General features: G+C 67.5%; 23 protein-coding genes and 1 pseudogene. 8 read left to right on the top strand and 16 right to left on the bottom strand.

From position 1 onward, the window contains the following. Position 1 precedes the first annotated feature (1 nt). Positions 2-1,201 (bottom strand): LLM class flavin-dependent oxidoreductase, encoded by a 1,200-nt coding sequence (locus JOE67_RS14630; protein WP_420827659.1) that lies wholly within the window; start codon positions 1,199-1,201, stop codon positions 2-4. 135 nt (positions 1,202-1,336) lie between these two features. On the opposite strand from JOE67_RS14630, the gene JOE67_RS14625 reads away from it, so the two are divergent. Beyond that, positions 1,337-2,470, top strand: a complete 1,134-nt coding sequence (locus JOE67_RS14625) for an acyltransferase family protein (protein WP_204976239.1) — start codon at positions 1,337-1,339, stop codon at positions 2,468-2,470. Between the two features lie 68 nt (positions 2,471-2,538). Then, positions 2,539-3,552, top strand: a complete 1,014-nt coding sequence (locus JOE67_RS14620; RefSeq protein ID WP_204976238.1) for an isopenicillin N synthase family dioxygenase — start codon at positions 2,539-2,541, stop codon at positions 3,550-3,552. Between the two features lie 7 nt (positions 3,553-3,559). On the opposite strand, the gene JOE67_RS14615 is transcribed toward JOE67_RS14620, so the two are convergent. Together JOE67_RS14615 and JOE67_RS14610 are read right to left on the bottom strand one after the other, a co-directional pair. Beyond that, entirely contained in the window at positions 3,560-4,222 is a 663-nt protein-coding gene (locus JOE67_RS14615; RefSeq protein WP_204976237.1) for a GntR family transcriptional regulator, read from the bottom strand. A 52-nt stretch (positions 4,223-4,274) separates the two neighbouring features. Continuing rightward, the gene (locus JOE67_RS14610) at positions 4,275-4,481 is read right to left on the bottom strand and encodes a hypothetical protein (RefSeq protein ID WP_204977175.1); all 207 of its coding nucleotides are present in this window, start codon (positions 4,479-4,481) and stop codon (positions 4,275-4,277) included. Between JOE67_RS14610 and JOE67_RS14605 the strand changes: the two are divergent. Further along, positions 4,468-5,160: pseudogene (locus JOE67_RS14605) on the top strand (amidohydrolase family protein); the annotation flags it as partial. The gene JOE67_RS14610 and the pseudogene JOE67_RS14605 overlap by 14 nt on opposite strands. 114 nt (positions 5,161-5,274) lie before the next feature. Here the strand turns inward: JOE67_RS14605 and rpsO are convergent. Continuing rightward, positions 5,275-5,544: a 30S ribosomal protein S15 gene (gene rpsO / locus JOE67_RS14600; RefSeq protein ID WP_018187174.1), complete on the bottom strand. Its 270-nt coding sequence runs from the start codon at positions 5,542-5,544 to the stop codon at positions 5,275-5,277. Between the two features lie 205 nt (positions 5,545-5,749). Between rpsO and JOE67_RS14595 the strand changes: the two genes are divergently transcribed. Next, positions 5,750-6,976, top strand: coding sequence for an MFS transporter (locus tag JOE67_RS14595; protein WP_204977147.1), 1,227 nt, complete (start codon positions 5,750-5,752; stop codon positions 6,974-6,976). A gap of 44 nt (positions 6,977-7,020) precedes the next feature. Here the strand turns inward: JOE67_RS14595 and JOE67_RS14590 are convergent, their stop codons facing one another. The 6 genes from JOE67_RS14590 to JOE67_RS14565 form a co-directional block, all read right to left on the bottom strand. Beyond that, positions 7,021-7,569: a YceI family protein gene (locus tag JOE67_RS14590; RefSeq protein WP_204976236.1), complete on the bottom strand. Its 549-nt coding sequence runs from the start codon at positions 7,567-7,569 to the stop codon at positions 7,021-7,023. A gap of 148 nt (positions 7,570-7,717) precedes the next feature. Then, complete coding sequence (locus tag JOE67_RS14585; protein WP_204976235.1) at positions 7,718-8,086, bottom strand: FKBP-type peptidyl-prolyl cis-trans isomerase; 369 nt, start codon at positions 8,084-8,086, stop codon at positions 7,718-7,720. An 80-nt stretch (positions 8,087-8,166) separates the two neighbouring features. After that, a complete protein-coding gene (locus JOE67_RS14580) occupies positions 8,167-8,979 on the bottom strand; it encodes an ABC transporter permease (RefSeq protein WP_204976234.1) in 813 nt (270 codons plus the stop codon). A 7-nt stretch (positions 8,980-8,986) separates the two neighbouring features. Next, positions 8,987-9,814, bottom strand: a complete 828-nt coding sequence (locus JOE67_RS14575; RefSeq protein ID WP_204976233.1) for an ABC transporter permease — start codon at positions 9,812-9,814, stop codon at positions 8,987-8,989. A 78-nt stretch (positions 9,815-9,892) separates the two neighbouring features. Then, positions 9,893-11,074: an extracellular solute-binding protein gene (locus tag JOE67_RS14570; protein ID WP_204976232.1), complete on the bottom strand. Its 1,182-nt coding sequence runs from the start codon at positions 11,072-11,074 to the stop codon at positions 9,893-9,895. 56 nt (positions 11,075-11,130) lie between these two features. Further along, positions 11,131-12,201, bottom strand: coding sequence for an ABC transporter ATP-binding protein (locus tag JOE67_RS14565; RefSeq protein WP_239528167.1), 1,071 nt, complete (start codon positions 12,199-12,201; stop codon positions 11,131-11,133). A gap of 105 nt (positions 12,202-12,306) precedes the next feature. On the opposite strand from JOE67_RS14565, the gene JOE67_RS14560 reads away from it, so the two are divergent. Both JOE67_RS14560 and JOE67_RS14555 read left to right on the top strand, forming a co-directional pair. Continuing rightward, the gene (locus JOE67_RS14560) at positions 12,307-13,098 is read left to right on the top strand and encodes a FadR/GntR family transcriptional regulator (protein WP_204976231.1); all 792 of its coding nucleotides are present in this window, start codon (positions 12,307-12,309) and stop codon (positions 13,096-13,098) included. A gap of 85 nt (positions 13,099-13,183) precedes the next feature. Then, the gene (locus JOE67_RS14555; RefSeq protein ID WP_204976230.1) at positions 13,184-13,891 is read left to right on the top strand and encodes a cache domain-containing protein; all 708 of its coding nucleotides are present in this window, start codon (positions 13,184-13,186) and stop codon (positions 13,889-13,891) included. 140 nt (positions 13,892-14,031) lie between these two features. Here JOE67_RS14555 and JOE67_RS14550 read toward each other — a convergent pair whose 3' ends face one another. Then, on the bottom strand, positions 14,032-15,303 hold the full coding sequence (locus JOE67_RS14550) for a PrsW family intramembrane metalloprotease (RefSeq protein ID WP_239528165.1): 1,272 nt from the start codon (positions 15,301-15,303) through the stop codon (positions 14,032-14,034). A 59-nt stretch (positions 15,304-15,362) separates the two neighbouring features. Here JOE67_RS14550 and JOE67_RS14545 point away from each other — a divergent pair, with 59 nt between their 5' ends. Beyond that, positions 15,363-16,232 (top strand): fumarylacetoacetate hydrolase family protein, encoded by an 870-nt coding sequence (locus JOE67_RS14545; protein ID WP_204976229.1) that lies wholly within the window; start codon positions 15,363-15,365, stop codon positions 16,230-16,232. 68 nt (positions 16,233-16,300) lie between these two features. Here JOE67_RS14545 and JOE67_RS14540 read toward each other — a convergent pair whose 3' ends face one another. The 4 genes from JOE67_RS14540 to JOE67_RS14525 form a co-directional block, all read right to left on the bottom strand. After that, positions 16,301-17,761 carry an aspartate ammonia-lyase gene (locus JOE67_RS14540; RefSeq protein ID WP_204976228.1) on the bottom strand — a complete coding sequence of 487 codons (1,461 nt, stop codon included), beginning with the start codon at positions 17,759-17,761 and terminating at the stop codon, positions 16,301-16,303. A gap of 63 nt (positions 17,762-17,824) precedes the next feature. Beyond that, on the bottom strand, positions 17,825-18,733 hold the full coding sequence (locus JOE67_RS14535) for a phosphodiesterase (protein WP_204976227.1): 909 nt from the start codon (positions 18,731-18,733) through the stop codon (positions 17,825-17,827). 51 nt (positions 18,734-18,784) lie between these two features. Continuing rightward, positions 18,785-19,117 carry a peptidase gene (locus tag JOE67_RS14530; RefSeq protein ID WP_204976226.1) on the bottom strand — a complete coding sequence of 111 codons (333 nt, stop codon included), beginning with the start codon at positions 19,115-19,117 and terminating at the stop codon, positions 18,785-18,787. Beyond that, on the bottom strand, positions 19,114-20,574 hold the full coding sequence (locus JOE67_RS14525; protein ID WP_204976225.1) for an inorganic phosphate transporter: 1,461 nt from the start codon (positions 20,572-20,574) through the stop codon (positions 19,114-19,116). Before JOE67_RS14525 ends, JOE67_RS14530 begins: the two co-directional genes overlap by 4 nt. Positions 20,575-20,724: 150 nt before the next feature. On the opposite strand from JOE67_RS14525, the gene JOE67_RS14520 reads away from it, so the two are divergent. Further along, complete coding sequence (locus JOE67_RS14520; RefSeq protein WP_338041625.1) at positions 20,725-22,845, top strand: S9 family peptidase; 2,121 nt, start codon at positions 20,725-20,727, stop codon at positions 22,843-22,845. 92 nt (positions 22,846-22,937) lie between these two features. Here JOE67_RS14520 and JOE67_RS14515 read toward each other — a convergent pair whose 3' ends face one another. Continuing rightward, the gene (locus JOE67_RS14515) at positions 22,938-23,966 is read right to left on the bottom strand and encodes a 6-phosphofructokinase (RefSeq protein WP_204976224.1); all 1,029 of its coding nucleotides are present in this window, start codon (positions 23,964-23,966) and stop codon (positions 22,938-22,940) included. Positions 23,967-24,183: the final 217 nt, after the last annotated feature.

Here is a 24,183-nt window from a genome sequence, read left to right as displayed (position 1 = left end):
GTCAGGCTCCCTTCCGGCTCAGGCCGAATGCTGCACCGGCAGGGGCCGGCGCGTCCTGGTACGGGGAACCGGCCGTGAGGTTGTCTCCGCGGTTCGCCGACGGACGGGCCTGCCTGGCCGGACCATCGCCATAGACCGCCTTGACCCGTGCGGCGTGGGTCGGGGCATCCGGAACCGTCTCCGGACGGTTCTTCGCCAGCTCCCGGCGAAGCACGGGAACCACCTCGCCACCCAGGATGTCGAGCTGCTCGAGCACCGTCTTCAGCGGAAGACCCGCGTGGTCGATCAGGAACAGCTGCCGCTGGAAGTCACCGAAGGTGTCGCGCATCGACGCGTAGCGGTCGATGACCTGCTGCGGCGAACCGACGGTCAGCGGGGTCATCTCGGCGAAGTCCTCCATGCTCGGTCCGTGGCCGTAGACCGGCGCGTTGTCGAAGTACGGGCGGAACTGCGTCACGGCGTCCTGCGAGCTGGCCGCCATGAACACCTGTCCGCCGATTCCGACGATGGCCTGCTCCGGCGTGCCGTGACCGTAGTGCGCGAAGCGCTGACGGTACAGCTCGATCAGGCGCTGGTAGTGCTCCTTGGGCCAGAAGATGTTGTTCGCGAAGAAGCCGTCGCCGTAGTAGGCCGCCTGCTCGGCGATCTCGGGGGTGCGAATGGAACCGTGCCAGACGAACGGCGCCACGCCGTCGAGCGGGCGCGGGGTCGCGGTGAAGCCCTGCAGCGAAGTGCGGAACTTCCCCTCCCAGTCGACGACGTCCTCATCCCACAGCTTGCGCAGCAGGGCGTAGTTCTCGATGGCGAGCGGCAGTCCCTGCCGGATGTCCTTTCCGAACCAGGGATAGACCGGGCCGGTGTTGCCGCGTCCGAGCATGAGGTCCATGCGTCCGTCCGAGACGTGCTGCAGCATCGCGTACTCCTCGGCGATGCGCACAGGGTCGTTGGTCGTGATCAGCGTCGTCGAGGTCGAGACGATGAGACGCTCGGTCTGGGCGGCGACGTGCGCGAGGAAGGTCGTGGGGCTCGACGACCAGAACGGCGGATTGTGGTGCTCGCCGATGGCGAAGACGTCGAGTCCGACCTCTTCGGCGTGCTTGGCGATCGTCGCGGTCGCCTTGATGCGCTCGGCCTCGCTCGGCGTGACGCCGGTGGTCGGGTCCTGCGTGATGTCGCTGACGGACATGATGCCGAACTGCACGGCGGTCTGCTCGTTCACTGTTCTCTCTCCGCTCCGGATGCCCTGGGGCTTCCGTTCTATTCATTTGAATGTACTTGGTGAAACGCCGAAGCCGCAACAGTATTCCCGCATATCCGCAGCCGCTAGCCTCGACCCATGAGCAGTGCCGATCAGCATCCGCCCGTGACGACCTCCACCGGCACGATCGGCCGCCCCCGTCGTCGGGTTCCCTTCTGGGACAACGCCCGCTTCGCATGCATCGTGCTGGTCGTGATCGGCCACGGCACGCAGCGACTCATCTACGACTCCGGCGTGTCGTATGCCTTCTACCTCTGGGTGTACGCCTTCCACATGCCGGCGTTCGCCATCATCTCCGGCTACTTCTCGAAGGCCGGCAGCCCCACCAGGCGGCAGATGGCCCGCGTGATCACCGACATCCTCGTGCCGTACGTGATCTTCGAAGGACTGTGGACGCTGACGAAGTGGCTGGTCGAGGGCCGGGCGGACCCGAACCTCACTCAGCCGTCCTGGACACTGTGGTTCCTCATCGCGCTCGGCATCTTCCGCCTCGTCCTCCCCTATCTGGCGCTGCTGCGCTGGCCGCTCGCCTGGGCGCTGGCGATCTCGATCGGCGTCGGCTACCTCACCAACATCGACAGCACGTTCTCCCTCTCGCGCACGCTCGGGCTGATGTTCTTCTTCACCCTCGGCTGGTGGCTCCGAGAACGCGATGTCGTACGGCGTCTGAACCTGATCGAGAACCGGCCCTGGTGGGTGCGAGCGGTCGCGGTGACCCTGCTCGCCGCCTGGGGGTTCGCGTGCTGGCGCTGGCTCGACGTCTGGGTGGCGATCGATCTGCGGCACTGGCTCTTCTACGACGACTCCTACGCCGATCTCGCAGGCGAGCAGTGGTGGGCCGGCGGCATCCGGCTCGGGCTGATCGCGCTCGCGATCCTGCTCAGCGCCAGCTTCTTCGCGCTCCTGCCTCGCAGGCAGCAGCGGTGGACGACGCTCGGCCAGTACACGATGTACGTCTATCTGCTGCATTCCTTCGTGCTGTACCCCTTCCGGGAATCGGGCGTTCTGCGCGGTCTCGACCCGACGTGGATCTGGCTTCCGCTCATCATCGTCATCTCCGTCGGCATCGCCTTCGCACTGTCGTCGAAGCCGGTACGCAGGCTCTTCCGCCCGCTGATCGAGCCGCGCCCCCGATGGATGTTCCGCGACGCCGAGCTCACCGCCGGCGGCGACCACCGCAACGACCCGACCGGGTCGAGGCGCAGTCGCTGACCGCTGTCATCAGGTAAGACAAGGCAACATTCCTGCACCGTCATGGCGGTGCGCTCTACCGTCGACCCATGACCGAGCTGAACCTTCCCGTCCTCGACCTCTCCCAGCTGGATGCCGGCGACGAAGCCGCAGCACGCTTCCGCGCCGACCTGCGCGCCGCCACCCGTGATGTCGGCTTCTTCTACCTCACGGGGACAGGCATCCCGAGCGAACTCGAGCACCGACTGCACCGAGCCGCGCGAGACTTCTTCGCCCTGCCCGACGACGACAAGCTCGCGATCGAGAACATCAAGAGCCCGCACTTCCGCGGGTACACGCGCGTCGGCGGCGAGCGCACCAAGGGCGCCGTCGACTGGCGAGAGCAGATCGACATCGGGCCGGAGCGCGACGCCGTCGAAGGCGGCCCCGCGTTCAACCGGCTCATCGGGCCCAACCTCTGGCCGGAAGCCCAGCCGGAACTGCGTGAGATCGTCGCAGAGTGGCACGCGGCCCTGTCAGCGATCTCCCGCCGGCTGCTTCGCGCCTGGGCACTCGCGCTGGGTGCCGAGGAGTCGTATTTCGACGACCACTTCGGTGAGCCCTCCACCCTGATCAAGATCGTGCGCTACCCCGGAACGAACGATCCACTGCCCCAGCAGGGCGTCGGCGCGCACAAGGACAGCGGTGTGCTCACCCTGCTCTGGGTCGAGCCCGGCCGCGGCGGGCTTCAGGTCGAGCGCGACGGCGAGTGGGTCGACGCCCCGCCCGTGGATGGCGCTTTCGTGGTGAACATCGGCGAGCTGCTCGAGTATGCGACGAACGGCTATCTCAAGGCGACCAACCACCGCGTGGTGTCTCCGCGCGCACCGCACGACCGCCTGTCGATCCCGTTCTTCTTCAACCCGGCACTCGACACCCAACTGCCCCTGATCGAGCTTCCCGCTGAGCTCGCCGTGCACGCGCGCGGCGTCACGCAGGATCCCGGGAACCCGATCCACAGTCTCTACGGCGAGAACGCCCTCAAGTCGCGCCTTCGTGCGCACCCCGACGTCGCAGCCATCCATCACGCCGAGCTCATCGGAGCGGCCGCGGAAACCGCCTGAGGCCGGCTCAGTCCCAGGCCAGCTCAACGGCGAGCGCGTCGAGGATCTGACCCCTGGCCTGATCGAGATGCGCGTACGACTGGGCCGCCGCGACCTCTCCCCGCCCCGCGACGATGGACGCCAGGATCTGCCGGTGATCCTCGGCGTGCTCGCTGGCCATGGTGGTCTGAGCGACGTGGAAGATCCAGTCCATGCGCCCCAGCATCGGCCGCAGACTGCGCTCGAGGATGCGGTTGCCTGAGAGACGCACGATCTCGAGGTGAAAGGCGAGGCTCGACTCGCTGACGCCTCCGGCGGCCGGGTGAACCGCGTCGAAGATCTCACGCAGGCGGTCGGCGCTGTCGAGGCCGCCGCCCACACGCTGAGCCGCCCGGCGCGCCGCGTACGGCTCGATGCACAGCCGCGCGTCGAAGATCTCCTCGACGTCGCCGCGGGTGATGGGAGTGAGGGTCGCACCGCGATGGCGGGACATCAGCACGAAGCCCTCACCCTCGAGCCGCTGCAGCGCCTGCCTGACAGGCACGCGAGACACGTTGAACCGCTCGGAGAGCTCGCGCTCCTTGAGCCATTCGCCGGGTTTGAGCTCGCCCTGGATGATCGTGCGAAGGAGGTCGCGATACACGCGATCCGCGACGGCGGATCCGTCAGCACTCGTCGCCATCAGACTCATCTGGTGTCTCCTTCTCCCGCCTGCTCCGACTCGTCGCCCCGATCCGGCGGCGTCACACCTGCTCGCGCACGGGGAACACCGGCGGGAACAGCTCATCGACGGTGCCCTGCCGGTACGCGCGACGCGGGTAGGCGGCCCGCATCTTCGCGAACAGAGCCTGCGTGTCGGCGCGCACGGTCTCGAGGTCGATGCCGTCGATCAGACCGTCGCGCATCACCACCCGGCCTCCGACCATCGTAAGGCAGGTGATGGGCGGCATCGACCCGTCGATGCTCGACCGCGATCCCGCCAGGCATCTCGACATCGTGTTCGGCCTCGCAGAGAAGTACCAGGTCGAGGTCGACATCCATCTTCATGAGCCCGGCCATCTCGGGGTGTTCAGCACGGACCTCGTGATCGAGCGCACCCGCGCCCTGGGCATGCAGGGCAAGGTCACGATGTCGCACGCGTATGACCTGGGCGCTGTCGACGAGGCGACCAGCCGCCGGCTGATCGACACGTTCGCCGAGCTCGACATCTCGATGGCCACCGTCGCCCCGTCGACGAGCAACCACCTCTCCCTCGTACAGCTCGTCGAAGCGGGCGTGCGCGTCGGCCTCGGCGAGGACGGCCAGCGTGACTATTGGAGCCCGTACGGCAACTGCGACATGCTGGATCGCACATGGCAGCTCGCCTTCGTCAACGGCTTCCGTCGCGATGACCTGATCGAACTGGCCCTCGCCGTCGGCACGATGGGCGGCGCGAGCATCATGTCGCACGACTCACCCCGCCCCACCGGCCCCGGTGAGCGACCGGGTGCGGCGGTCGGCGACCGCGCCGATCTGCTGCTGGTAGACGGCGAGACGCCCACCAGCGCGGTGATGGATCGAGGCGACGACCGCACGGTCATCCACGACGGACGAGTGGTCGCGGACGGACTGCAGGTCGTCGGGCTCTGAGCCTGCGGCGGGCGCCTGCCCCTTTCGAGGGGCAGGCGCCCGCACATATGACGAGAGCCGCCCACACCGTGGGCGGCTCTCCAAGAATGTTCTGCGCGATTGAACGCTGGTCGATTACCGACGAAGACCGAGGCGCTCGATGAGCGAGCGGTAACGGTTGATGTCGACGTCCTGCAGGTAACCCAGCAGGCGACGGCGCTGACCGACGAGCAGGAACAGACCACGACGCGAGTGGTGGTCGTGCTTGTGCTCCTTGAGGTGCTCGGTGAGGTCCTTGATGCGCTGCGTCAGCATTGCGACCTGCACCTCGGGGGATCCGGTGTCACCGGGGTGCGTCGCGTACTCTTCGATGATCGCCTTCTTGACGTCTGCTTCCAGTGCCATAGATTCGATCCCCTCTCTGCTTGTTGCGCGGTGCCCGACGCCGAATGCGTGGGCTCTCTTTATCCGCGGCCGATCAAACGGCAACCTGAACAGCTTACAGCATCCAGCCGCATGGAACGCGCACCGATAGCCTCGGTGAGTGCAGTTCTCCCGCGCTCATCTGATCGATCTCACTCCCCTCAGGACCAGCCCCGCATTCGCCCGCATGTGGATCGGCTCGGCGCTGGCCGGCATCGGCGGACAGCTGACCATCGTCACCGTCATGCTGCACGTCTTCGAGCTGACCGGCAGCACGTTCGCCGTCTCGATGATCGCCGTCGCGGGACTCGTGCCGATGGTCCTCGCCGGACTCTACGGGGGCATGCTGGCCGACGCGTTCGACCGGCGCCGCGTCGCGCTGATCGCGGCGACGATCGCCTTCGCGGCGACCGCCCTTCTCACGGTGCTGACCTGGACCGGAACCGAGACGATCTGGTGGCTGTACGGGCTCAGCATGATCATCGCCGCCGCGAACTCGGTCGGAATGGCCACGCGGACCGCCATCGTGCCGCGGCTGATCCCGCTCACTCAGCTCGCCGCAGCGTCCGCGCTCAACGGCGTCGCCTTCGGACTCACGGTCATGGTGGGCCCCGCCGTGGCCGGGATGCTGGTGGCGCTCACCGGATTCGGGTGGACCTACACGATCGACGTGATCCTCATGCTGTGCATGTTCCTGGGCCTCTGGACCCTGCCCGCACTGCTGCCCGAGGGCGCCGTCGTGCGTCCTGGTCTGGCATCGCTCGTCGACGGCTGGCGCTTCCTGCGCCGTGCCGGGAACATCCGCGCCCAGTACCTGCTCGACATCGCGGCGATGACGTTCGGCAACCCTCTCGCCCTCTACCCCGCCCTCGGCACGGTCCTTCTCGGCGGAGGCGCGGTGACGACCGGCCTGCTCACGGCATCGGTCGCCGTCGGGACCTTCGTGTCGAGCCTGTTCTCGGGGCGCATCGTCCAGTACCGCTGGCACGGCGCCGGCATCGCCCGTGCGGTCCAGGCGTACGGCGCGACGATAGCTCTCTTCGGAGCGATCGTGCTGATCGGGGCATTCCTGCCGCCGGCATCCGAGCACACCCCCGATGTGCCGCTCATCGTCGGCGCGTGCGTGGCGCTCGCCCTTTCAGGCGCCGCCGACAACATCAGCTCGATCTACCGCAACACGATGATGCAGGCGGCTGTGCCCGACGCGATGCGCGGACGCCTGCAGGGCGTGTTCATCATCGTCGTCGCCGGAGGTCCGCGACTGGGCGCCCTGTACGCGGGTGCGCTGGCCACCATCACCACTCTGTGGTTCCCGCCGCTGCTGGGCGGGCTGCTCGTGATCGGCCTCGCCGCGATGATCGCGCGCCTCACCCCGCGCTTCCGCGCCTATGACGCACTGAACCCGGAGGCCTGAGTCGCAGGCAGCGACTCGAGCCCCCGGGTCCTGGGCCGGATGTCTCAGGCCTGCAGGGCACCCTGCAGGTCGAGGTTGATCGTGATCTCCTTGCCGACGAGCACGCCGCCGGTCTCGAGAGCGGCGTTCCAGGTCAGGCCGAAGTCCTCGCGGTTGATGACGGTCTTGGCCGACGCGCCTGCCTTGTAGTTGCCCCACGGGTCGGCGCCGAAGCCGCCGAAGTCGAACTCGAAGCTGACCGGCTTCGTGATGCCGCGGATGGTGAGGTCGCCATCGACATAGAAGTCGCCGCCGTCGACGCGGGCACCGGTCGACACGAACTCCATGGTCGGGAAGTTCTCGGTGTCGAAGAAGTCGGCCGAGCGCAGGTGGGTGTCGCGTCCCTCATCATTGGTGTCGATCGAGCTCACGTCGACGGTGGCCTCGACCTTGGCCTCGAGCGGGTTCTCGGGAGCGATCAGGGTCGCGTTCTTGATGCCGAAGGAGCCGCGCACCTTCGAGATCATCATGTGGCGCACGCTGAAGGTGACCTCGCTGTGGCTGGGGTCCAGGACCCAGGTGCCGGGACGGTAGCCGGGGATCTCGATCGACATAAGTGTTCTCCTTGACGTTCATCGGGGCGCTCTCGCGCAGTACCGAGGATAACTTACATTCACACGCATGTATTCCCGGCGTGTCCGAGAACATGAGAGAACCCCTGTCCGCCGAGGCGGACAGGGGTTCTCTCAGAGCGTCTGTCGATCAGCCGACGGCGACGAGGTCGATGATGAAGATGAGGGTCTTGCCCGAGAGGAAGTGACCTGCGCCCGCCGGACCGTAGGCCAGGTGCGGGGGGATCACGAGCTCGCGGCGACCGCCGACCTTCATACCGGGGATGCCGTCCTGCCATCCCTGGATCAGGCCGCGCAGCGGGAACTGGATGGTCTCGCCGCGGCCCCACGACGAGTCGAACTCCTCACCGGAGTCGTACTCCACACCGGCATAGTGGACGGTGACGGTGTCGCCGGGCTTGGCCTCGGCGCCGTCGCCCTCGATGATGTCGCGGATGACGAGCTCTGCGGGAGCGGGTCCGGTGGGCGCGTCGAACTCGGGCTTCGTGCGTTCAGTCATGAGTCCATCCAACCCCGCATCCCGGGCCGTGGTCAATGCGAGACGTCCGCTGAGCGCGTAACCGCGACCGTCCGTGCCGCTCAGTCTCGGTCGGCGACGTCACGTGAGAGTCGCTGCGAGACCCACACCGGGATGAAGGATGCCAGGATGACGACCGTCGCGACGACGTTCACGACGTTCGCCTCGTTGGGACGCGCCATCTGATTCATGATCCACAGCGGCAGCGTGTCGACGCCCGGCGGAGCCGTGAAGATCGTCACGTACACCTCGTCGAAGCTCAGGGCGAAGGCGAGGATGGCACCGGCCACCAGCGCGCTGCGGAACTGCGGGAACGTCACCATGCGGAAGGTCTGCCACGGAGTCGCTCCGAGATCCTGCGAGGCCTCCTCGAGACTCGGGTTCATGCGCCGCAGACGTGCCAGCACGTTGTTGAAGACCATGACGATGCAGAAGGTGCCGTGGGCGATGATCATGCCCCAGAATCCGACCTGGATGCCGATCGGCTCGAGCATCTGGTTGTAGGTGTTGTTCAGCGCGACACCGGTCACGATTCCGGGCAGGGCGATCGGCAGCACCACGAGGAGGTTGACCCCTCGCTGTCCGAAGAAGCGGTACCGCTGCAGAGCGAAGGCCACGAGCGTGCCCAGCACGAGCGCGATGGCCGTAGCGCCCGTGGCGACCAGCACCGAGTTGAGCAGCGCGTCCCTGACGGGCTGACTCGTGAACGCGCGGCCCCACCACTCGAGGCTGAACCCGCTGACCGGCCAGCTGGCGATGCGGGCAGAGTTGAACGAGTTCATCACCACGAGCATGAGCGGGACATACATGAACGCGAGGATGACCGCGACGATGATCCCGAGCACGATCTTGGAGGTTCGCGACAGTCTCAGCATGGTCGGCTCACATCCTTTCCAGGGCGCCGGTGCGCTGCACGCTCACCAGGTAGATGACGACGAAGGCGATGGGGACCACCGAGAACGCCGCCGCGAGAGGCGGGTTCAGGTTGATGTTCGAGGCGATGACGCTTCCGATCATCTGCGTGTCGCCGCCGACGAACTTCGCGACCAGATAGTCGCCGAGACTCAGCGAGAACGTGAACACCGAGCCCGCGATGATCGCCGGCTTGATGAGCGGAAGGACGATGGTGCGGATGGTGCGCCACGAGCCGGCGCCGAGGTCTGCCGATGCGTCGAAGAGATTCGCGGGCAGCTGACGGATCGCGGTGTACACCGGAACGGCCATGTACGGCAGCCACAGGTAGGTGAGCGTGAGCACGACCGTGAACACGGTGAAGCCGGGACCGCGGATGCCGAAGGGCGCGAGCATCCAGTTGAAGAAGCCCTGCTCGGTGAACGTGATGCGCATCGCGATGACCTTCACCAGGTAGCCGGCCCAGAGCGGCAGCGTGATCGAGACGGCCAGCACCGCGCGCAGCCAGGGCGAGGCGACCTTCGCCATGAAGATGCCGAGCGGCACAGAGATGAGGATCGAGAGCACGGTGACCCCGAGAGCGATGCCCAACGTGCGCAGCGCCGTTGAGGCGTAGGCGGGGTTGGCGACCAGCTGCTCGAAGTTGCCGAAGGTGAAGCCGGGCTTGACCTTCGAGGTGAACGGGTCGGTCACCCAGAACGCCGTCACCAGCAGCATGACGAGCGAGAAGATGTAGATGCCGATGAGCCAGGCCATCGGCAGGGCCAGCAGGCCGGCGATGCGAACGCGGCGCGTCATGTCGTTCCTGTCGTCGTCGAGAGGGTGGTCCGGGGCGGAGGAGATGCCTCCCCCGCCCCGGGGTTCAGGCGGGGCGGATCAGCCCTTGACGCTCGTCCAGGCGTCGGTCCACTGCTGGAAGTTGGTGCACTTGACGTCCGTGCGACCATCGATGCACTGCTCGATCGGCGTGGTCCAGAACCACACCTTCTTGAAGTACTCCTCGTTCGTGGCGTTGTAGTACTCGCAGTGCGCCTTCGCCTCTTCGCTGGTGTCGCAGAACGCGGCGTTGGCTGGCGCCATGCCGAAGTTCATCGCGATCGCGCCGTTGACCTCCGGCGAGGAGGCGTAGTCCATCCATGCGTACGCGCAGTTGGGGTTCTTCGACTTCGCGGCGAGCATCCAGGCATCCGACCATCCGGTGGAGCCCTCTTCCGGCAGCACGCTCTTGAACTTCTCGTCTTCGGTGAGCTTGCGCAGCACCTCCCACGAGGTGCCCAGCACAGTGGTTCCGCCGGCGAACGACGTGATCTGCGCAGCAGGGTCGGCCCAGTACTCCGAGACGATCTCGTTCTGCTGCTTGAGCAGGTCGACAGCGGCCTTGAGCTGCTTCTCGTCGAGCGCGTACGGGTTCTCGATGCCGAGGTCGGGCTCGTGCGCCATCAGGTACACGGCCGCATCGGCGATGTAGATCGGCGCGTCGTACGCGATGACCTTGCCGGCGTACGGGCTGTCCTTCTCCCAGGCGACGTCCCAGCTGGTGGGCTCCTCGGTGACGACCTCGCTGTTGTACTGCAGGATGTTGGCTCCGCGGCCGATCGGGATGCCGTACGACTTGCCGTTGATGGTGTCGTAGATCTGACCCTTCATGCCCTCGACGATGTCGTCGCCGAAGTTCGGGATGAACTCGAGGTTGAGGGGCTGCACGTCGCCGCCGGCGATGAGGCGCAGGCTCGCGTCGCCGGAGGCCGAGACCAGGTCATAGTCGCCGGTGCGCATGAGCTGAACCATCTCATCACTGGTTCCCGCGACGCGGCGGTTGACCGTGCAGCCGGTCTCCTCGGTGAAGGCGTCCGACCAGGCGGGCTCCACGAACCCCGACCAGGCGATGATGTTCACCTCCTTCTCGTTGTCTCCGAGCTTCTCCATCATGGGAACGTCGGGGACGTCGATCGAGAGGCCGCCGTCGCCGCCGCCGGGCTCGCTGGCGGCAGAGCAGCCGGACAGCGCGAGGGCTGCAGCTGCGGCCAGGGCCGAGATGGCCAGGATCTTGTTTCGCATGGATCTCTCCTTCGTGATCGCGGTGCGCGAGTGTGTCGGTACTGCGGGGGGTGGATTCAGGGAAGCCGCGCGGCGTGCGCGGGGTTCCAGGTCGCGCGCACCCGATCGCCTCGGCCGGGTTCGCCGGTGCCGGAGGCGTGGTGGTGCGCGTTCGGGCGCTCGGCGATGATGTCGACGCCGGCGTCCGAGGTGATGAGGTAGCGGGTGGCCGGTCCCGTGTACACGACCTCGGAGATCGTGCCGACGAGTCCCACATCGCCGTCCGCGAGCGCGTCGGATGCTGCGTGCAGGCGCACGCGCTCCGGCCGGATGCTCATGGTGCGTCGATCTCGCGTGAGCTCGTCTGCGAGTTCGGCGCCGATGAGGTTGGACAGGCCGAGGAAGCGCGCGACGAACTCGGTCTGCGGCTCCTCGTAGACCTCACGGGCGCTGCCCACCTGCTCGATGCGACCGTTGTTGAACACCGCGACGCGGTCGCTGAGCGTCAGGGCCTCCTCCTGGTCGTGCGTGACGAAGATGAAGGTGATGCCGACCTCGCGCTGGATCTGCTTGAGCTCGATCTGCATCTGCTCGCGCAGCTGCTTGTCGAGGGCGCCCAGCGGCTCGTCGAGCAGCAGCACCTGGGGTCGCAGGATCAGTGCGCGGGCGAGGGCGATCCGCTGTCGCTGGCCGCCGGAGAGCTGGTGGGGCAGGCGCTCGGCCACGTGGTCGAGGCGCACGCGGCGCAGCGACTCGGCCACCTGCTCTGTGCGCTCGCTCTTGCTCGTGCCTTTGACCCGCAGGCCGTAGCCGACGTTCTCGGCGATGGTCATGTGCGGGAACAGGGCGTAGTCCTGGAAGACCGTGTTGACGTCGCGGGCGTGGGGCGGAGTACGGGTGACATCGACACCCGAGAGCCGCACCATGCCAGAGGTCGCCTCCTCGAAGCCTGCGATGATCCGCAGCACCGTGGTCTTGCCGGACCCCGATGGACCGAGCATCGAGAGGAACTCCCCCGGCGCCACGTGCAGATCGAGGTCGCGCACGGCGGTGAACTCGCCGAAGGACTTGGTAAGGCCGGTCAGCGACACGCTGCCCTCGGCGGAGGTGTCGCTCGCGGCATCAGTGGCCATCGCGGCAGTCGTCATCGTGCTCCTCGATCCTCATCGACTCGGAAGGTGGACTAAACATATAAAACCGTAGGTCATATTTCAAGTCTTCTTCTCGACGCGCACTCGTGGAAGAATCCAGGAATGGAATCGCTGACCTCCTCCCCCGGTGCCCGCACCGAGCAGGATCTTCAGCGCAGCCGTCATCCGCATCGTCTGCAGGGCGCCCTCTTCCAGCCCATCGGCGACGAGGGCAGGGCTGAGCTCGTCGAGCGGCGTCTGGTCGACGCGATCCACCGCGGACACCTGCGGGCCGGAGAGCGCCTCCCCTCTGAATCCGAGCTCGCCCGCAGCTTCGGCGTCGCCCCCGTCACCGTGCGCGAGGCGCTGCTCACCCTTCGAGGACAGGGGCTGATCGTGACCCGGCGCGGACGCAACGGCGGCAGCTTCGTCGTCGACGACGCCGACCCTCTCGCGTTCGCCCACACCGCCCTGCTTCACACCTCACGCCTGGCGCTGCGCGACATGGGCGCGCACTACAGCGCCATCACCGCCGCGGCCGTCCGCCTCGCCGCCCGCCGCGCCGATCCCAGTGAGGCGAACAGGGTTCTGCGGCGGCTGGAGCGGCTCGAGGATCTCGATGTCGACCAGCAGCGTCGCGTGCTCGACGACGTACTGGTCGAGCTCGTCTCTCTGAGCCAGTCGGCCAGGCTCACCCGTGAGCAGATGAAGCTGCAGGCCGAGTTCTCGCCGTATCTGCGGCTCGCCGCCCCCGATGATGCCGGCCTTCAGACGCAGTCCGCCTCTCTCGCGGGCATCATCGCCGCTGTCGAGCAGAACGATCCGGAGGCGGCGGGCTCGCGAACCGAGCAGCTGGTCGCCGATGTCATCGACGCGCTGATCCACCTGCAGAGCTCGCCACCTGGCATCCCATGACCCATTCCCTCTCTCGGACGGATCGGTCCCCCTCGACCCGCCCTATCCCCTCAAGCAGTTCCATCGACGTGCACTGGAGGACGCGATGAGCACCCAGACCACCACAGCCCCCGCCGACGCCGCCCGGATCGTCGAGGACTACTTCGGCGCTCCTATCCGCATGCTCGACAGCTGGGTCGGTCCCTGTGCGCAGGAGCTCGCCCAGCTTCTGAGCGAGGGATCTCTGACGCGCCCCCGCCTGGACGCCGTCGTCGAGCCGTACGCCGCACGCACCCTGGCGCTCGACGACGTGCCCGTGTACGGCGCCGGGTTCATCGCGGCGATCGACCTGCTCACAGATGCGCACAGCCACCTGGCATGGTGGCAGGGGGAAGACGGCCGCAAGCTCGTGCTCGCCTCACAGACCGTGAACAAGGAGTACATCGACTACAGCGAACTCGAGTGGTACCGCGTGCCGATGAGCACAGGCCAGCCGCACGTCGCCGGACCCTACGTCGACTACCTGTGCAGCGATGAATACACCATCACGATCGCCGTCCCGGCGGTCGCCGGCGGGCGGCTTCTCGGCGTCGCCGGGCTCGACCTCCTTGTCTCCGAGGTCGAGCGCGAGCTGACTCCTCGATTCGCGGCTCTCGGGCATCAGGTCACCCTCACCAACGGCGTCGGACGCGTGGTGGTGTCCACCGATCCGCGATGCGCGACGGGTGACTCCGTGCGGGGAAGCCGCCTCGCCGAGCTGCCCCGTGTGTCCTGTGCAGGCGTCGCGCTCGACGTGATCGTGGAGAGCGTCTGACCCCCGGATTCACGTGCGGGTCTTGACTTCGAACAGTGCGCGAGGCACCCTGTCTGTAGATCAACTCAGCGCCCGGGAGACTCGCAGGCATCGCCGCAGCACCGGGCGCTGAGTCTGTCTGCGGCAGCCGTCACAGGCTGTCAGTACGCCAGCAGGCGCGCCCTGGCATCCCGGGTCCGCATCAGCAGCGCGTGCTCGTCGGCCGCCGCGAGTGGGTCACGACCCGTGATCGCGCGCTGCCGCACGGCCGCCAGCGCGGCCGCGTCGCGGATGAACTGCTGCATGACGTCGCGACGATCGCCGCGAAGACCGGATGCCCATTGCAGACCCGTCCGCCGGCCCCCTGGCGTGGCGAGCATCTCGACCTCCTGCGGAGTGAACCAGCCCGCGGCGGCATAGTCGCCGAGCCGAATGCGCGTCAGGCGCGCCTCTTCCCGTCGCAGCGCGAGGATGGCCACGATGAAGCCGATGAACAGCGGCACCTGCGTGCTCAGGTACAGGGCGAGGAAGTCGCCCAGGAGCGACGATCCGTTCCAGTAGGCGTGCAGCGCGACCGCGCCGAGCAGTCCGAGTGCACCCGATCCCAGGGCCGTTGCGGTCGTCGCACCGCGGCGCGCGGCCAGGCCGATCGCGAAGCCCGTCAGCGCGGTGAACATGGCGTGAGCGAACGGCGACACCAGTCCCCGCAGCACGAACGTGAGGGTGAGCTGACCCGCTCCGCCGTCGATCAGGCTCGTGCCGAAGTACTGGATGTTCTCGGTGAAGGCGAATCCTGCGCCGACGAGGGCACCGTAGACCACCCCGTCTACAGGCCCGTCGAAGGCTCTGCGGCCGATGACGAACACCAGCAGCACTCCGAGTCCCTTCGCGATCTCCTCGATCACGGGGGCCTGGATCACCGCGCTGAAGAACTCGGTGCGCAGCCCGACAGCGAGCGTGAGCGCGAGGTCGACGAGCAGGGTGATGCCGACCGCTGCGACCGCACCCCACGCGAGCGCGAAGATCACGAGGCTCCTGGGCTCGGGCTCCCATCGATCGATGAGTCGCACGCCGGTGAGCACGATCGTGAGCGGTACGAGCGCGAGCACCAGACCGACGATCGAGGCCCCCGCGCCGAGGAAGAGCGCGAAGTAGGCGATGAGCGCGAGCATCGCGAATCCCAGAGCGCCGAACGCCCAGACCGACGCGCTGCGGCCTCGGCGTGCGGGCATGGGGAGAGCGGGCATCGCCGGGGCCGGCGCGGGCGCGGCCGGTGTGGGCGGCGCATACGCCGACGGACCAGCGAGCAGAGTGGGGAACGGCTCGCGCGACGGCCCTCGAGAGTCGCCCCGCTGCGGGTGCAGCGGCCGCGGGGGCTGTCCGTACACCGGATCCGACGGCTGCGCGGCCGGGGGCTGTCCTCCAAAGCTCATGCTCAAAGCCTATTGGCCGCCTCCGCCACGGGCGGCACCGCGCCCGGTACCGTAGAGACATGCGTTTCGCCCACCTGAGCGCTCGCGATTCCGACGCCCTGCAGCTCGCCGTCATCGACGGCGACGAGGCGATCCTCGTCAGCGACCTCCTCTCTCCCGCCCCCACCACCCTTCAGCAGCTCATCGAGGGCGGTGACGAACTGCTCGAGCGACTCCGCGGCGCATTCGCCGAAGGCGGGGCGCCCCGGCATCCCGTAGCAGACCTGCGCTTCGGTCCCGCAGTCATCGCCCCGCCGATCATCCTGGCCGTCGGCCTGAACTACGCCGCCCACTCCAGTGAGCTCGGGCTGAAGACCGACACCGCACCCACCGTGTTCACGCTGTGGCCGAACTCGCTGGGAGCGCACGGCGCGACCACGTCGTGGCCGCGGGCGCTCAGCGAGTCGGTCGATTACGAGGCCGAGCTGGGCGTGATCATCGGGCGCGCCGCGAAGGACCTCTCCACCGATGAGGCGCTGGACAGCGTCTGGGGCTACACCGTGGTCAACGACATCACCGCCCGCGACATCCAGTTCGCCGAGGCGCAGTGGTCGCGCTGCAAGTCGTTCGACGGGTTCACCCCGACCGGCCCTGTGGTCGTCACCGCGGATGAGATCGCCGACCCGCAGGATCTGCACATCTGGGCCGTCGTCGACGGACAGACGGTGCAGGACGCCAGCACCGGGCAGATGGTGCGCAGCGTCGCCACGCTCATCTCTCATCTCTCCTCCTCGGCCACGCTGCAGCCGGGCACTCTGATCTCCACGGGCAGCCCCGGCGGAGCGGGGTACTCGCGCGACCCGCAGATCTTCCTCCGCGACGGATCGACGGTCACTGTCGGAGTCGACGGCATCGGCGAACTGACCACGCACTGCCGCATGCTCGGCTGATCGCCCGGCGTATACACGAAGAGAGGTGGATGCCCGCGGGCATCCACCTCTCTTCGTCTGGTCCGGGCTCAGCTCTCGGGGAGGTCCTCCGCCGCGATCACGGGGATCGCCGCCGTCACGGTCTCGAGACCCGACAGACGCGCCGGCGAGATCTGCTTCATGACCTCTTCGCGCGACATCAGACCCGCTTCGACGACCAGATCGGCCACGTTGCGGTTGGTGAGCAGCGCTGTCTTGGCGAGTGCGGCGGAGGCCGCGTAGCCGATGAACGGAGTCAGCGCCGTGACCACGCCGACCGATGCGCCCACCATGGCACCGAGGCGCTCGCGGTTGGCGGTGATGCCGTCGACGCAGTTGACGCGAAGAGTCCACATCGCCTGACGCATCCAGGTGATCGACTGGAAGATCGAGTGCGCGATGACCGGCTCGAACGCGTTCAGCTGCAGCTGGCCGCCCTCGACGGCCATGGTGACCGTGACATCGGCGCCGGCGACGGCGAACGCGACCTGGTTGACCGCCTCCGGAATGACCGGGTTGACCTTCCCGGGCATGATGCTGGAGCCCGCCTGCATGGCGGGCAGGTTGATCTCGCCGATGCCGGCCTGCGGACCCGACGAGAGCAGGCGAAGGTCGTTGCAGATCTTCGACAGCTTGATGGCGTTGCGCTTCAGCGACGACGAGAACGACATGAAGGCACCGGTATCGCTCGTCGCCTCGACGAGGTCGGTGGCGGTGCTGAGATCGAGGGCGCTGATCTCACGCAGGTGCTTGAGCACGGTCGGCGCGTAGTCGGGATGAGTCGTGATGCCCGTGCCGATCGCGGTGGCGCCCATGTTGATCTCGGTGAGGAGGGACGCGTTCTCGGTGAGTCGGCTGTGGTCCTCGCCGAGGGTCGTCGCGAATCCGTTGAACTCCTGACCGAGCGTCATCGGCACCGCGTCCTGAAGCTGCGTCCGACCGACCTTGAGCACATCGTGGAACTCGTTCGCCTTGCCCAGGAACGACTTGCGCAGCAGATCGAGCTCGTCGAGGAGCGAGACGAGGTTCAGCGAGAGGCCGATCTTCACTGCGGTCGGATAGACGTCGTTGGTGGACTGACTGCGGTTCGTGTGGTCGATCGGCGACAGGAACGAGTAGTCGCCCTTCTCGCGGCCCGCCATCTCGAGCGCGATGTTGGTGATGACCTCGTTCGCGTTCATGTTGGTCGAGGTGCCCGCGCCGCCCTGGATCACGCCCACGATGAACTGGTCGTGGAACTCCCCGTCGATCACTCGCTGCGCGGCGGCATCGATCAGGTCGGCCTTCTCGGGGTCGAGGACCCCGATCTCCTTGTTGGCGCGAGCGCTGGCCTGCTTGACCATCGCGAGGCCGCGCACGAGGTCGGGATACACCGAGATGGGGCGCTTGGTGATGGGGAAGTTCTGCTCGGCGCGCAGCGTGTGGACGCCGTAATACGCATCCGCCGGGATCTCGAGGCTTCCGATCGAATCGGTCTCTGTGCGGGTAACAACAGGCTCAGACGAGGCCATGTCACATCCTTGTGGGGGTAGTGGCGATCAGTGATTCGGGGGATGCCTCCAGTCTATGACGCTTCAGCGACCGGGCTTGCGAGAGAACACCTCGAGTCGCTGCTCGGGGGTGAGGGATGCCATCCGCTCGGCCCACTCGCGCGTGAAGAAGTCTCCGGTGGGCGCCTCCACGACGGGCACGACGGTGTGCGTGATCGTGTCGCGGTAGACGTGCACGAGCTGGAATGCCTGCGCGGCATCCATGCCATTGACGTCCACCGCCGGTCGCGCCACGTTCATCGTGTAGCAGGTAGCCGACGCGACGCTCACTGGGATGCCTGCGAACGTTCCGTGAGAGGAGTAGTGCAGGTGACCCGCCAGGATCGCTCGCACGTCCGTGCCGTGGATGACGCGCGCGAGCTCGTCCTGGTTCCGCAGCTCGAGGATGTCGAAGAGCGGGATGTGGCTCGGCACCGGCGGGTGGTGCATCGCGAGGATCGTTCCGTGCGGCGCGGGCTCCCTCAGTACGTCGCCCAGCCAGTCGAGCTGGCCGGCATCGAGGTCGCCATGGTGCCAGCCCGGCACGCTGGTGTCGAGTGCGACCAGCCTCAGTCCGCTCAGATCCCAGACGCCTGTGACCGGCTGCTCTGTGGGCGGCAGGTCGAGAAGGTGCTGTCGCAGCGCCGGGCGCTCATCGTGGTTGCCCGCCACCCAGATCACGGGGCAGCCCAGGTCGATCGCGAAGGGCTCGACGGCGGCCCGAAGCCGGCGATACGCATCCGGCTCACCGAGATCGGCGAGGTCACCGGTCACCACGATGGCTGCGGCCTCGCAGTGGGTTGCCCGGATCGCGTCGAGGGTACGCGCCAGGTTGTGCTCGACGTCGTAGCGCTCCCCCAGCCGGCCGCCGTCTGCGAGCAGATGCGGATCGCTGAGGTGCACGATCACGTGGGAGGCCGGGTCGTGGCTGCCGAAGGCGAACGGGGCTGACATGGCCCAAGCCTAGAGCTGCCGGCGCCGCGTCGCCCAGCGGTCGCGGGCGCGTCAGTGACCGAGGACGATGAGCAGGATGCCGCCGATGACCGCGAGCGTGCACAGCGCGAAGCACGCGATCGCGGCGATGAAGGCGAGCGTCTTCTGGCCCTCGCTCAGCGGGCTCTTCCGAGCGGCCTTCTCGGCCTGCTTCGCGGCGCGCCTGATCTCCTTCTCGGAGAGCACCGTGATGGCGTCGGTGAACTCCACCGGGGTCACGACCGGCACACGACCCGCGCGCACCAGCATCCGGAGACCAAGGGCGTAGAAGAGCACGATCGATCCGGCACCGAGCAGCGCGGCGCCGAAGACGTTGAGGAAGGCGATCCAGTCGATCGAGATCATCGGGCATCCTCCTGCTCGTCAACGGCGATGTCCCACTCGGCGAGCTTCGCGCGCTCCTTGCGGCTCGCGCTGAGCAGCTCCCATTCCTGCGCTGCGCGCTCGGCCTCGGCGAACTTGTCGGCGGCCTTCTGCGCTGCCCGCTTGGCGGCCTTCACCTCCGCGGGCGAGGCACCGACCTTCTTCAGCTTCTTCGCGCGGCGGGCGGCGCGCTCGGCCTCGTCCGCCTTGCGCTCTGCGCGCTCGAGGGCGCGCATCAGCTCGATGCGCGTCGCGCGGCGCGTGGGCCCAGGCACTTCGGGCTGATCGACCGCGAGACCGGACTCGGCGACGTCGCTCATCGCGTTGGCGTGGGTGACCTCATTGCGGCGCGAGTACAGGAACAGCCCGACGATGATGACCAGGGCCAGCACGGCGTCGATCGCGACACCCCAGGTGCCGAGCCAGATGACGAGCAGCGCGGCGAGCGCGCCGACGCCGCCGGCCGCGGGGAGGGTGAGCAGCCAGCCGATCGCGATGCGGCCGGCGGTGGCCCAGCGCACGGTGGCGCCGCGGCGACCCAGCCCCGAACCGATGACCGAGCCGGACGCGACCTGCGTGGTCGACAGGGCGAAGCCGAGAGCGCTCGAGGCGAGGATGGTCGCGGCGGTCGAGCTCTCAGCCGCGAAGCCCTGCGCGGGCTTGACCTCGGTGAGACCCTTGCCGAGGGTGCGGATGATGCGCCAGCCGCCCAGGTACGTGCCGAGCGCGATCGTGAAGGCACAGGCGATGATGACCCACAGCTGCGGCTCATGATGCACCCCCGACTGCCACCCGATCGTGATCAGGGCGAGGGTGATGACACCCATCGTCTTCTGCGCGTCGTTCGTGCCGTGCGCGAGCGCGACGAGGGAGGAGGTGAAGATCTGTCCCCAGCGGAAGCCGGAGCGGCCGTCGGGCTTCCCGTCGTACCGGCGGGTGATTCCGTAGGCGATCTTGGTCGCCGCGAACGCGATGAGTCCCGCGGTGAGCGGTGCGATCAGGGCCGGGAGGATGATCTTCGAGAGCACCATGCCGAAGTCGATGCCCGTCGCTCCCACACCGACGAGGGTCGCGCCGATCAGGCCGCCGAAGAGGGCGTGCGACGAGCTCGAGGGGAGGCCGAGCAGCCAGGTGAGCATGTTCCAGGTGATCGCGCCGATCAGGCCGGCGAAGATCAGCGGCAGGAACACCTCCGCACCCATCTTGCTGATCGCGTCCTCGCGGACGATGCCGCCGGAGACCGTCTTCGCCACCTCAGTCGAGAGGAATGCGCCGATCAGGTTCAGGACTGCTGCCAGGAGCACCGCGGTCTTCGGCTTGAGCGCGCCGGTGGCGATGGGCGTCGCCATCGCGTTCGCGGTGTCATGGAATCCGTTGGTGAAGTCGAAGAAGAGTGCCAGCGCGATGACCAGCACGACGACGAGGGCTGCGGTTTCCACCGGTCTCTTTCGTTGGGACTGCCAGGGAGGGGCCGAGAGCTCGGCTGTGACGAACGAAGAGTTCACCGTGGGTTTGTCATCCGTTAAAGGACCCTCATGAATCCTCCCACCCTGCTCCGCCAGGGTCAACTCGCCGGGTAGCGTGGCAGGGTGACCGACACCAGCATCCGGCCGCCCGAGGCCGCCCGCCGCATCATCACCCGCACCCATCACGGCGACCGCTTCGACGACGCCTACGAGTGGCTCCGTGCCAAGGAGGACGGCGAGGTCATCGCGCATCTGGAGGCCGAGAACGCGTACACGGAAGCGCGGACCGCACACCTCGAGCCGCTGCGGGAGAAGCTGTTCCAGGAGGTCAGGTCGCGGGTGCAGGAGACCGACCTGTCTGTGCCCACCCGACGCGGCGACTGGTGGTTCTACGGCCGCACCGAGGAGGGCGCCCAGTACGGCATCCACTGCCGCACAGCGGTCACCGGAGACGACTGGACTCCCCCCGTCCTCGAGCCCGGGGTTCCGGTCCCTGGCGAGGAGGTGCTTCTCGACGGCAACATCGAGGCACAGGGACACGAGTTCTTCTCCCTCGGCGCCTTCGACGTGTCCGACGACGGCACCAGGCTGCTCTGGGCCGTCGACGTCGAGGGGTCGGAGCTCTACACCGTGCACGTTCGCGACCTCGTCACCGGTGAGAAGCTCGACGATGTCATCCCCGACACCGGCCAGGCGTTCTTCACTCCAGACGGCACCGCCATCCTCTACACGACGCGCGACGAGGCGTGGCGACCCGACACCCTCTGGCTGCACCGCATCGGCACACCGGTCGATGCCGACGTCAAGCTGTTCCATGAGCCCGACGAGCGGTTCTGGATGGGCGCCGGCATCACCCGCAGCCGCCGCTATCTGGTGATCGGACTCGGGTCGAAGGTCACCAGCGAGGAGCTGCTGATCGATCTCGCCGACCTCGGCGCCGACCCGGAGCACGCCGAAGCGCATGTCGTATGGCCTCGGCGCGAAGGCGTCGAGTACTCGGTCGACCACGCTGTCGTCGACGGGGAAGACCGCCTCTTCATCCTGCACAACGAACACGCCCTCGACTTCGAGCTGGTCTCGGTGGCGGCATCGGACCCGCAGGGCGATCGCCAGGTGCTGATGCCCCACCGGCCCGGCAGGCGCATCATCGACGTCGACTGCTTCCGCGACTTCGCGACTCTCGAGTACCGCAGCGAGGGCCTGGTGCGCGCGGGAGTGATGGACCTCGCCACGGGCGCTCTGAACGAGGTCGAGTTCGACGAGCCGCTGTTCGACGCGTACTTCAGTGGCAATCCGGAGTGGCACTCGCCCTTCTTGCGGATGACGTACACCTCCTTCGTCACGCCGTCGCAGGTGCTCGATCTCGAGGTGGCCACGGGCGAGAAGCACCTGCGCAAGCAGATGGCGGTTCTCGGTGGATACGACTCGGCGGACTACGGTCAGCAGCGGGTGTGGGCGACTGCGCCCGATGGCGCGCAGGTGCCCGTCTCGCTCGTCTGGAATCGTTCGTTCGGCGACCCAGGCGACGAGCCGCGGGCGCTGCACCTGTACGGCTACGGCTCGTACGAGCACTCGATCGACCCTGGCTTCTCGACGATGCGGCTGTCGATGCTCGACCGCGGCGTCGTGTTCGCGGTGGCGCACGTGCGTGGTGGCGGCGAGATGGGCCGTGACTGGTACGAGCAGGGCAAGGAGCTGCACAAGCGCAACACCTTCACGGACTTCATCGCCTGCGCGCAGCACCTGGTCGACACCGGTGTGACGACGCCGCAGCGGATGGTGGCAGAGGGCGGCAGTGCAGGAGGCCTGCTGATGGGCGCCGTGGCCAATCTCGCCCCCGAACTGTTCGCGGGCATCCTCGCCGGTGTGCCGTTCGTCGACGCACTCACCTCGATCCTCGACCCCTCGCTGCCGCTGACGGTCGTGGAGTGGGACGAGTGGGGCGACCCGCTGCACGACCCCGAGGTATACGCGTACATGAAGTCGTACACCCCGTACGAGAACATCCGCGAGGGCGCGGCCTATCCCCGGATCCTCGCCATGACCTCGCTCAACGACACGCGCGTGCTGTACGTCGAGCCGGCGAAGTGGGTCGCCGCACTGCGCTATGCGGGAGCAGCGGACGTGATGATGAAGTGCGAGATGTCCGCAGGCCACGGTGGCGTCAGCGGACGCTACAACTCCTGGCGGGAGCGCGCGTTCGAGCTCGCCTGGCTGCTCGACGTGCTCGACCTGGCCGACTGATCAGGTCGCCGGATCCGGCGACCTGGGCGGAACCGGATGCCCGTGTGCCGGGCATCCGGTTCGCGGAGACATCTGCGCACAGCGGCCCAGCGTCAGCCGAAGAGCGCGGCGGCCTCGTCGTAGCGCTCGCGCGGCACCGTCTTCAGCTCTCCGAGTGCATCAGCGAAGGGCACTCGCACGATGTCGGTGCCGCGCATGGCGACCATCTGGCCCCAGCACTCCTCGACCAGTGCATCGGCGGCGTTGAGGCCGAGTCGCGTCGCGAGCACGCGATCGAAGCCGGAGGGCGAACCGCCGCGCTGGATGTGACCGAGCACGGTCGAGCGGGTCTCGATGCCGGTGCGGCGCTCGATCTCGGGAGCGAGGATCTCACTGATCCCGCCGAGCCGCGGACGGTTGAACGCGTCGAGGCCCTTGTCGCTGTACGCCTCGTCCATACCGGTCAGGGTGAAGCCCTCCGACACGACGACGAGCGGAGCGCGGCCACGGTCATGGGCGCTGGTGACGAGATCGCAGATCTCGTCCATCGACATGGGCACCTCGGGGATGCAGATCACATGGGCTCCGGATGCCATACCGGCATGCAGGGCGATCCATCCCACGTGCCGCCCCATGACCTCGGCGACCATGCAGCGCTGGTGCGAGTCGCCCGTCGTCCTCAGGCGGTCCATGGCGTCGGTGGCGATGTTGACGGCCGTGTCGAAGCCGAACGAGTAGTCGGTCGCATGCAGGTCGTTGTCGATCGTCTTGGGGACGCCGAGCACCTTGATCCCGTCTTTGGACAGGCGGTCGGCGGCAGCGAGGGTGCCCTCTCCCCCGATCGCGACCACGCCGTCGATGCCGTGAGCGGCGAGGGTCTTCGCGATCTTGTCGGCGCCGCCGCGCGGGCCTTCGTACGGATTGGTGCGGCTCGTGCCGAGGATCGTTCCGCCGACCTTCGACAGGCCCTTCACCTCATGCCTGGTGAGGGGGAAGAAGTCTCCGTCGACCACACCTCGCCAGCCGTCGCGGATGCCGACGAACTCCAGGTGATGGTTGGTCGTGCCCTTGAGCACGATGCCGCGGATGACCGCGTTGAGCCCGGGACAATCGCCGCCGCTGGTGAGGATGCCGATCTTCATGCTGGTGCCTTCGCGCTTCAAGGGAAAGGGGTAGAGGAGGCGACGCTGCCCGTTGTCGACCCTAGTGCTGATCGCGCCGAGAAGCCATTCGAACAGCGCGAAAATGACGGATCTTGCCGCACGAGGGGCGCCGATCACAGGTTCTTGGTCGAAACGTGCCTCTACAACGGAAAATGGGCGCTAAGAACAGAAGTTCTTAACGCCCATTCTCGGCAGT

It is taken from the genome of Microbacterium esteraromaticum (assembly GCF_016907315.1).
GTDB classification, from domain to species: Bacteria; Actinomycetota; Actinomycetes; order Actinomycetales; family Microbacteriaceae; genus Microbacterium; species Microbacterium esteraromaticum.
Note: the sequence above shows the minus strand (reverse complement) of the source record. Positions and strands in the feature narration are given on the sequence as shown.

What these genes read in the sequence shown, in the direction of transcription:
- JOE67_RS14580 (WP_204976234.1), bottom strand. Translation starts at nt 8,979, where the DNA reads ATGCTGAGACTGTCGCGAACCTCCAAGATCGTGCTCGGGATCATCGTC.
- JOE67_RS14530 (WP_204976226.1), bottom strand. Translation starts at nt 19,117, where the DNA reads ATGATCTCGATCGACTGGATCGCCTTCCTCAACGTCTTCGGCGCCGCG.
- rpsO (WP_018187174.1), bottom strand. Translation starts at nt 5,544, where the DNA reads ATGGCACTGGAAGCAGACGTCAAGAAGGCGATCATCGAAGAGTACGCG.
- JOE67_RS14555 (WP_204976230.1), top strand. Translation starts at nt 13,184, where the DNA reads ATGAGCACCCAGACCACCACAGCCCCCGCCGACGCCGCCCGGATCGTC.
- JOE67_RS14585 (WP_204976235.1), bottom strand. Translation starts at nt 8,086, where the DNA reads ATGACTGAACGCACGAAGCCCGAGTTCGACGCGCCCACCGGACCCGCT.
- JOE67_RS14550 (WP_239528165.1), bottom strand. Translation starts at nt 15,303, where the DNA reads ATGAGCTTTGGAGGACAGCCCCCGGCCGCGCAGCCGTCGGATCCGGTG.
- JOE67_RS14625 (WP_204976239.1), top strand. Translation starts at nt 1,337, where the DNA reads ATGAGCAGTGCCGATCAGCATCCGCCCGTGACGACCTCCACCGGCACG.
- JOE67_RS14560 (WP_204976231.1), top strand. Translation starts at nt 12,307, where the DNA reads ATGGAATCGCTGACCTCCTCCCCCGGTGCCCGCACCGAGCAGGATCTT.
- JOE67_RS14515 (WP_204976224.1), bottom strand. Translation starts at nt 23,966, where the DNA reads ATGAAGATCGGCATCCTCACCAGCGGCGGCGATTGTCCCGGGCTCAAC.
- JOE67_RS14590 (WP_204976236.1), bottom strand. Translation starts at nt 7,569, where the DNA reads ATGTCGATCGAGATCCCCGGCTACCGTCCCGGCACCTGGGTCCTGGAC.
- JOE67_RS14545 (WP_204976229.1), top strand. Translation starts at nt 15,363, where the DNA reads ATGCGTTTCGCCCACCTGAGCGCTCGCGATTCCGACGCCCTGCAGCTC.
- JOE67_RS14595 (WP_204977147.1), top strand. Translation starts at nt 5,750, where the DNA reads ATGTGGATCGGCTCGGCGCTGGCCGGCATCGGCGGACAGCTGACCATC.
- JOE67_RS14535 (WP_204976227.1), bottom strand. Translation starts at nt 18,733, where the DNA reads ATGTCAGCCCCGTTCGCCTTCGGCAGCCACGACCCGGCCTCCCACGTG.
- JOE67_RS14615 (WP_204976237.1), bottom strand. Translation starts at nt 4,222, where the DNA reads ATGAGTCTGATGGCGACGAGTGCTGACGGATCCGCCGTCGCGGATCGC.
- JOE67_RS14610 (WP_204977175.1), bottom strand. Translation starts at nt 4,481, where the DNA reads ATGCCGCCCATCACCTGCCTTACGATGGTCGGAGGCCGGGTGGTGATG.
- JOE67_RS14620 (WP_204976238.1), top strand. Translation starts at nt 2,539, where the DNA reads ATGACCGAGCTGAACCTTCCCGTCCTCGACCTCTCCCAGCTGGATGCC.
- JOE67_RS14540 (WP_204976228.1), bottom strand. Translation starts at nt 17,761, where the DNA reads ATGGCCTCGTCTGAGCCTGTTGTTACCCGCACAGAGACCGATTCGATC.
- JOE67_RS14575 (WP_204976233.1), bottom strand. Translation starts at nt 9,814, where the DNA reads ATGACGCGCCGCGTTCGCATCGCCGGCCTGCTGGCCCTGCCGATGGCC.
- JOE67_RS14565 (WP_239528167.1), bottom strand. Translation starts at nt 12,201, where the DNA reads ATGACGACTGCCGCGATGGCCACTGATGCCGCGAGCGACACCTCCGCC.
- JOE67_RS14570 (WP_204976232.1), bottom strand. Translation starts at nt 11,074, where the DNA reads ATGCGAAACAAGATCCTGGCCATCTCGGCCCTGGCCGCAGCTGCAGCC.